At 67.2% G+C, this 6,463-nt stretch carries 7 protein-coding genes; 2 read left to right on the top strand and 5 right to left on the bottom strand.

The annotated features are described in order from the left end of the window. Positions 1-389: 389 nt before the first annotated feature. Positions 390-620 (top strand): hypothetical protein, encoded by a 231-nt coding sequence (locus tag ABEA07_RS28605; protein ID WP_345542225.1) that lies wholly within the window; start codon positions 390-392, stop codon positions 618-620. A 452-nt stretch (positions 621-1,072) separates the two neighbouring features. Continuing rightward, a complete protein-coding gene (locus tag ABEA07_RS28600) occupies positions 1,073-2,116 on the top strand; it encodes an aldo/keto reductase (RefSeq protein ID WP_345542179.1) in 1,044 nt (347 codons plus the stop codon). Between the two features lie 94 nt (positions 2,117-2,210). Here ABEA07_RS28600 and ABEA07_RS28595 read toward each other — a convergent pair whose 3' ends face one another. The 5 genes from ABEA07_RS28595 to ABEA07_RS28575 all read right to left on the bottom strand — a co-directional run bounded on the left by ABEA07_RS28595 (position 2,211) and on the right by ABEA07_RS28575 (position 6,455). Continuing rightward, on the bottom strand, positions 2,211-4,469 hold the full coding sequence (locus ABEA07_RS28595) for a phosphocholine-specific phospholipase C (RefSeq protein ID WP_345542177.1): 2,259 nt from the start codon (positions 4,467-4,469) through the stop codon (positions 2,211-2,213). A gap of 52 nt (positions 4,470-4,521) precedes the next feature. Further along, entirely contained in the window at positions 4,522-4,740 is a 219-nt protein-coding gene (locus ABEA07_RS28590) for a hypothetical protein (protein WP_345542176.1), read from the bottom strand. A 356-nt stretch (positions 4,741-5,096) separates the two neighbouring features. Next, positions 5,097-5,282 (bottom strand): CsbD family protein, encoded by a 186-nt coding sequence (locus tag ABEA07_RS28585; RefSeq protein ID WP_345542174.1) that lies wholly within the window; start codon positions 5,280-5,282, stop codon positions 5,097-5,099. 229 nt (positions 5,283-5,511) lie between these two features. Then, positions 5,512-5,979 carry a DM13 domain-containing protein gene (locus ABEA07_RS28580; RefSeq protein ID WP_345542173.1) on the bottom strand — a complete coding sequence of 156 codons (468 nt, stop codon included), beginning with the start codon at positions 5,977-5,979 and terminating at the stop codon, positions 5,512-5,514. Then, positions 5,976-6,455: a hypothetical protein gene (locus tag ABEA07_RS28575; RefSeq protein WP_345542171.1), complete on the bottom strand. Its 480-nt coding sequence runs from the start codon at positions 6,453-6,455 to the stop codon at positions 5,976-5,978. The genes ABEA07_RS28580 and ABEA07_RS28575 overlap by 4 nt, the downstream gene beginning before the upstream one ends. Between the last annotated feature and the right edge of the window lie 8 nt (positions 6,456-6,463).

The raw sequence follows: 6,463 nt of genomic DNA, 5'->3' as shown, positions 1-6,463 counted from the left end.
ACACAACAAGCAAGGCCAAAACAAAGGCCCAAGAGCCAAATTCAAGGCTCCTGCGCCACACAACAAGCAAGGCCAAAACAAAGGCCCAAGAGCCAAATTCAAGGCTCCTGCGCCACACAACAAGCAAGGCCAAAACAAAGCCCCGCAAGCCCGTCCAAGCAACAACAACAACGCCAAAACAAAGTCCCGGCGCCCTCGCCTCAGACCGCGGCGAACTCGCGCCAGGCTTGCGCGCGGACCGGGTGCGCGTGCGCCGGGAGGAACTGCCCGACGGCTCTCGGCACGCGGTGGTGCGGGGGGTGTGGCGCGAGGGGCGGCGGGTGCCGGGGCGGGCTGGCGGAACTTCCGCACCGTCGCGGTTACGCATTGCTGCTTTCCGCGCAGATCCCATGTACGTCCGCACCCTCCAATACCGCGATGCTTATGGCCGTTTCTCCATCCTCGTGGAGGAGCGCCCGGACGGCTCGCTGGACCTCTGGGAACTCGACCTGCCCGGCCACAGTGCGCGCCGCCAGTACGTGATCGAGAAGATCGCCGCGAGCCTGGCGCGAGAGGGCCGGCGGCTGCAGGTGGTCTGGGGCTCGCCGCGTGTCGAGCGCAAGCGTGCCCAGGACTGCTAGGCCACCGACACACTGAAATCGGCTTGTGCCGTCCATCCGACACGGGCGCGCCGCGGCGTTGCAGTGGGCCGTCACGGCGGACAAGAAGACGCGCCTGGCCGACATCGACAAGTGATCCCGCAGGTGATGCCGCTGTGGATCCCCTATGCGCTGTACCGCTTCGAGTCCAAACGTGCGCTCGGCCTCGGTGGTGGGCATGGTGGGCGCGGGCGGCATCGGCGTGGTGCTGTGGGAGATCATCCGCGGCTTCCAGTACGCGCAGACCTGCGCCGTGATGATCATCATCGTGGTCAGCGTGAGCGACCTGGTTTCCGCGCGCGTGAGAAGGCGTCTGGTCGAGGGCACACTGGCCGGCGGCTTGTTTGCAGGATCAGGCAATCTCGCGCCACGATCCGGCATGGAGCCGAACCGGGCCGAGACCGATACTGGGGCTTCGACAAGGAGTCCCGCTCATGCGCTACAGAAAATTCGGCCGCACCGGCCTCTTCGTTTCGGAACTGTGCCTCGGCACCATGACCTTCGGCGGCGAAGGCGGGATGTGGGGCCAGATCGGCCAGCTCCGGCAGGCCCAGGCCGATGAGCTGGTGGGCCGCGCGATCGACGCCGGCATCAACTTCATCGACACCGCCAACGTGTATGCCGAGGGCCGCTCGGAAATCATGACCGGCCAGGCGTTGAAGAACCTCAAGGTGCCGCGCGAGAACGTCATCGTCGCCACCAAGGTGCTGGGCGAGGTGGGGCCGGGCCCCAATGCGCGCGGCGCCTCGCGCCAGCACATCCTGCATTCGGTGCAGGCCAGCCTGAAGCGCCTGCAGCTGGACCATCTCGACCTCTACCAGATCCACGGCTTCGATCCCGCCACGCCGATCGAGGAAACCCTGCGTGCGCTCGACACGCTGGTGCAGCAGGGCCTGGTGCGCTACGTGGGCGTGTCCAACTGGGCCGCCTGGCAGATCGCGAAGGCGCTGGGCATCTCGGAGCGCCTGGGCCTGGCGCGCTTCGAATCGCTGCAGGCCTACTACACGATCGCCGGACGCGACCTGGAGCGCGAGCTGGTGCCGATGCTGCAGAGCGAGCAGCTCGGCCTGATGGTCTGGAGCCCGCTGGCCGGCGGCCTGCTGAGCGGCAAGTACGGGCGGGCGGGTGGCGGTGGCCAGGCCGAGCAGGGCAGCCGCCGCACCACCTTCGACTTTCCGCCGGTGAACAAGGAGCGCGCCTGGGACGTCATCGACGCGATGCGCCCCATCGCCGAGGCGAAGAAGGTCTCGGTGGCGCAGGTCGCGCTCGCCTGGCTCTTGCATCAGCCCGTGGTGACCAGCGTGATCGTCGGTGCCAAGCGCGCGGACCAGCTGGATGACAACATCGCGGCGACGGCGGTGAAGTTGAATGCCGAGGAACTGGCGGTGCTGGACAAGGTGAGCGCCCTGCCCGCCGAGTACCCCGGCTGGATGCTGGAGCGGCAGGGCGGGGCCCGGCGCAAGCAACTGGCGCAGTGAGGCGGCTCAGCAAGGCGGCTCAGCAAGGCGGCTCACTAAGGCGGCGCAGCAAGGGGCGCAGTAGCGGGCGGCACCGGGCCATCCTTGCCGTGTCTCAGGCCCCCAGGTGCAACGCCATGGCGGGATCGCTGACGCCGTCCTTGCCGGTTTCGACGCGGCCGGCGAAGCGCCGCTCGAAGTGCTCCGCGCTGACGGTGAAGTCGTACCAGTCACCGCTCTTCCTCAGGTTCCAGTGCTGCATGTCGGTGTGGCCGGGCTTGATCTTCTTCATCGTCCAGGGGCCATCGTCGCGGTAGGCATTGGCCGTGATCGTCACGCTGCCGGCCTCCTTGCCGCTGTTGCGCACCCTCAGGAACAGGTCGCCGCTGTGGGGTTGGTAGCCGAGCTGGATCTCGGGCTGGAATCCCGCGGTGTCGTGGAACAGGGCGTCGCCCTTGAAGGTGCGCACGAAGCCGTTGGGGCCGTAGACCCAGAGCTCGTACTTGCCGCTGTCGGACAGGCCCGTGTTCCAGGTGTCGCTCAGCGTCTTGCCGGCCTCGACCGTGTAGCGGCGCGGAATGCGGTCCAGGTGCAGCTTGTCGTAGACGTGGAACACGGCGCCCTGTGTGCCGGTGTTGGCGAACACCAGGGAGAGCATGCCGCGCCCTTCCACCCGCGCGCTGGTGTGCAGCTCGTACGGGAGCGCGCGCGAGGGACGCACGCCGGTCTCCTGGAACAGCGGCTGCGGCGTGGCGGGCGCGGTCGTGATCGGGGCCGTGGGCAGCAGCCGCTGCGCTGCGTTGATCGCGGGGAAGCCGCTGGTGTCGGGCAGCTGGGGCACGACCGGGTCGTTCGGGCGCACGAAGTCGAAGCAGGAGGTGAGGTCACCGCAGACGGCACGGTGCCACGGGCTGATGGCGTCCACCGTGATGCCGAAGCGCTTCTCCAGGAACATGCTCAGGGAGGTGTGGTCGAAAACCTGCGAATCGACCCAGCCGCCCTTGCTCCACGGCGAGATCACGTACATCGGCACGCGCGAGCTCAGGCCCCAAGGACGGATCTTGCCGGTGATGGTGTCGGCGGCGCTCAGGTAGTTGCCGACGGAGGCGTCGAAATACTCGCCGTCCAGCGACACGGTCGACTTGCCCATCAGCTTGCCTTCGGCGTCGTACGAGGGCACCGCCGGCATCGGAAGGTGGTCGAAGAAGCCGTCGTTCTCGTCGAAGGTCACGAACAGGACGGTCTTGCTCCACACCTTGGGATTGGCGGTCAGCGCGTCCAGCACGTCCGCGATGAAGTCGGCGGCACCGGCCGTGCCTTCGCTGCTGCCGGGGTGCTCGGCCAGGGCCTGGGTGGGCAGCACCCAAGAGACCTGCGGCAGGGTGCCGTTCATCACGTCCTGCCTGAGTTGCGCGAGGAAGTTGACGGCGCCGTCCGCCGCCGCGGGGCCGCCCGTCAGGCCGTGCTCGTAGATCGGCGAACCCGGCTGCGCGGTGCGGAAGCTCTGGAAGGCCAGGCAGCCGTGCATGGCACCCGTCCAGTTGTTGTTCATGTTCTGGTAGATGTGCCAGGAAATGCCCGCCTTCTGCAGGACGTCCGGCAGCGTGTCCCATTGGAAGGCGGTGTTGGTGTACTTGTAGTTGTAGGCACCCGATGCGGGGTCGACCTGGCCCGACCCGTCCGGTTGCTGCGCCCGGCCCGCGACCCAGTTGGACGGGTTGGGCCAGCAGCGCGAGTTGACGGGCTCGCCATCGGCGTGCGTGCTGTTGATGCCCTTCTTGCGCAGTTCCGGACTGAAGTTGGAGCCCGACCAGAACACGATGCGGTTCGGGTCGGTGCCGGTGAGGACGGAGCAGTGATAGCCGTCGCAGATCGTGAAGGCATCGGCCAGCGCGAATTGGAAGGGGATGTCCTCGCGCAGGAAGTAGCCCATCGTCGCCTGGTTCTTGAACTGGATCCAGCGGTCCATCTTCCCCTGGTTCCACGCCGCCTGCTGGTCGGGGAAATTGTGCGGCGTGCCCGATCCGATCAGCGCCCTGCCGATTGTCGAGTTGCGGCGAAAGGGCAGGATCTCCGCGCCGCCGCCGGGGCTGGGCTGGAAGAACACCGGCTTGCCGTTCGCCAGGGGAATCGGAAAGCGGTCGCCGAATCCGCGCACGCCGCGCATGGCGCCGAAGTAGTGATCGAAGCTGCGGTTCTCCTGCATCAGGATGACGATGTGCTCGACGTCCTTGATGCTGCGCTTCCTCACGGCTGCCGGGACGGCGAGTGCGCGTTGAATGGAGGGCGGCAACACGGTGAGGGCGGTCGCCGCGCCCAGGGCGCCGGCGGACTTGCGAAGGAAGTCGCGTCGTGGGGGATGGTGGAGGGTCATGGTGGCCACTTGCAGAGGGATGAAGAGAGGGAGGTGATTGACGAGTGACGGGTCAGGGAGCCCAGCTCGTGGATGACGAAGAAGCTTCGACCCCCTTCGATGCGTCGGCGGCCGGGCCGTCGGCCTTTTGCGCGCCCGGCGCGGGGGTGCCGGTCGCGCCTGCGCCCAGGGCGCCGGCATCGAAGCCCGAGCCGCTCCCGCCGCCGCAGGCGGCAAGGCTCAGCAAGAAGGCGGCGGCAGCGAGGCCGCGGGCGAGGAAGACAGGGGACATCGTGGGTTTCCTTGTTCGAGAGAGGTGCATGGCGGGGTCGGCGATCGACCCCCGACCTCGACGAGGCTAGGAAACACAGGTGACAGGAGAATGAACGGTGCTCGATGGCACCCTGAGAATGCATCGAGCAGCGCTCGGTGCAACGCGGGAGGGTTGTGCCGCCACGCCCGCACGCCCGCACGCTCGCACGCTCGGCAGGCTCAATGACGCTTCAGCGAGAGCACGCCGAAGCTCTCCCGGAGTGTTGCGATGAATTCTCGCAGTCGCACAACGCGAGGCAGGCGACCAGCACGTCGCAGCGGAGAGGGCACGACCGAATGAAATCGGTCAAGGGCAGCGGCCGCAGCCGCCGCCGATCAGGGCTTCTTGGTGAGTGTCTTGGCGGCGTCCTTGACGTCGCCCACCTTCTTCTCCACGGCGCCCGCGGTCTTGTCCGCAGCGCCCTCGGCCTGCAGCCGTTCGTTGCCGACCGCCTTGCCGACGGCCTGCTTCACGCTTCCCTTGGCTTGGTCCATGGTGCCCTTGACGTGATCCTTGTTCATGGTTGTTCCTCATGTTGCGCGCTTCACGATGGCGCCGGCACGACCGCCAACCTTGGCGGCAAGGGCATGTTCGAATGCCGCGGCAGCCTGTCAGCCAGCCGTATGGCCGCTTTGCTTGTAGGCGCGGAGCGAATCCGCCTCGGAAGTGACGCCGACGATGGCCCTGCACGATGCGGCCCGAGCGTCATTCCCGCCCGAGGCGAAGGATGACCGCCAGTCGCCCCTTCGACTATTTGTACCTGGCAGCCGTGATGAACTGACTGAAGGTCTCGCACCAGATGACGACCGTGTCGTAGCGCGCGGGATCGATCGACTCAGGCACCGGAACCACGAAGTTCTTGAACGTCTTCACATCACCGACGCGCACCATGCCCGGCTTCAGGCGATTGAAATCGGGCTCGGTCTCGACGAACTCCGGCGACAGGTACAGCTTGTAGTCCGGCCCGGGTGCCAGCTCACCGGCGAAGGCGATGCTCCTGGCGCTGATGAATACAGTTCCCTCGCCCCAATGCAGCGCGTCGCTGTCTTTCAAGTCCCGGCGGAACTGGCCCGTGTAGGCGGCCATGCTGGCCTGGGCCGAGATCTCGGCCGCGGACGGCGGCGGCGGAGCGATGAGCACCGGGAGGAAGTACACGCCAAGGCCAAACCCGGCACCAAGCGCCAGGGTGTGCGACACCAGGAGCAGAAGCTTCTTCATGGCTGCCTGGCCGTCCGCGGGTCACTGGAGCGAGCCAGCATGCGCCGCAGTTCCCGGTAGGCGCCCGGGTCCTCGCGCTTCAGCGCCTCGATGTCCTGCCGGATGCGTTCGAGCCGCGGCAGGCGGGCCTGGTCCTTGATGCGTGCCACGTCTTCGGCGAGCGCCACGAACTGGGCCACGCGCCCGTCGTGCTTCGCAGCCGCCGGCAGCTGCTCGACCAGGGCCGACACCGCATCCATCATCCGCCCGATCTGGCGCCCGTAACTGTGCTTCTGCAGCACGTCACGCTCGATGTCGGGCGCCGACGAATTGAGGTGCGTCACGTTGACGATGTTGCCGAAGGTCCAGCCCGGGTTGATCGGCTGCGTGAGCTTGTCCGGTGCCTGGAGGTTCCATGGCAAGGGAAGCCAGGGCCACCATGCGGAGCGCGCCGCGCTCCAGTCCGACGTCTTGCCGTACCCGTCCGCTGCCGCCATGAAAGCTC

Origin of the sequence: Variovorax defluvii, assembly GCF_039541515.1 — a bacterium.
Classification (GTDB): Bacteria; Pseudomonadota; Gammaproteobacteria; order Burkholderiales; family Burkholderiaceae_C; genus Variovorax; species Variovorax defluvii.
The sequence above is the reverse complement of the archived record's forward strand: the minus strand, read 5'-3'. Positions and strand labels throughout refer to the sequence as shown.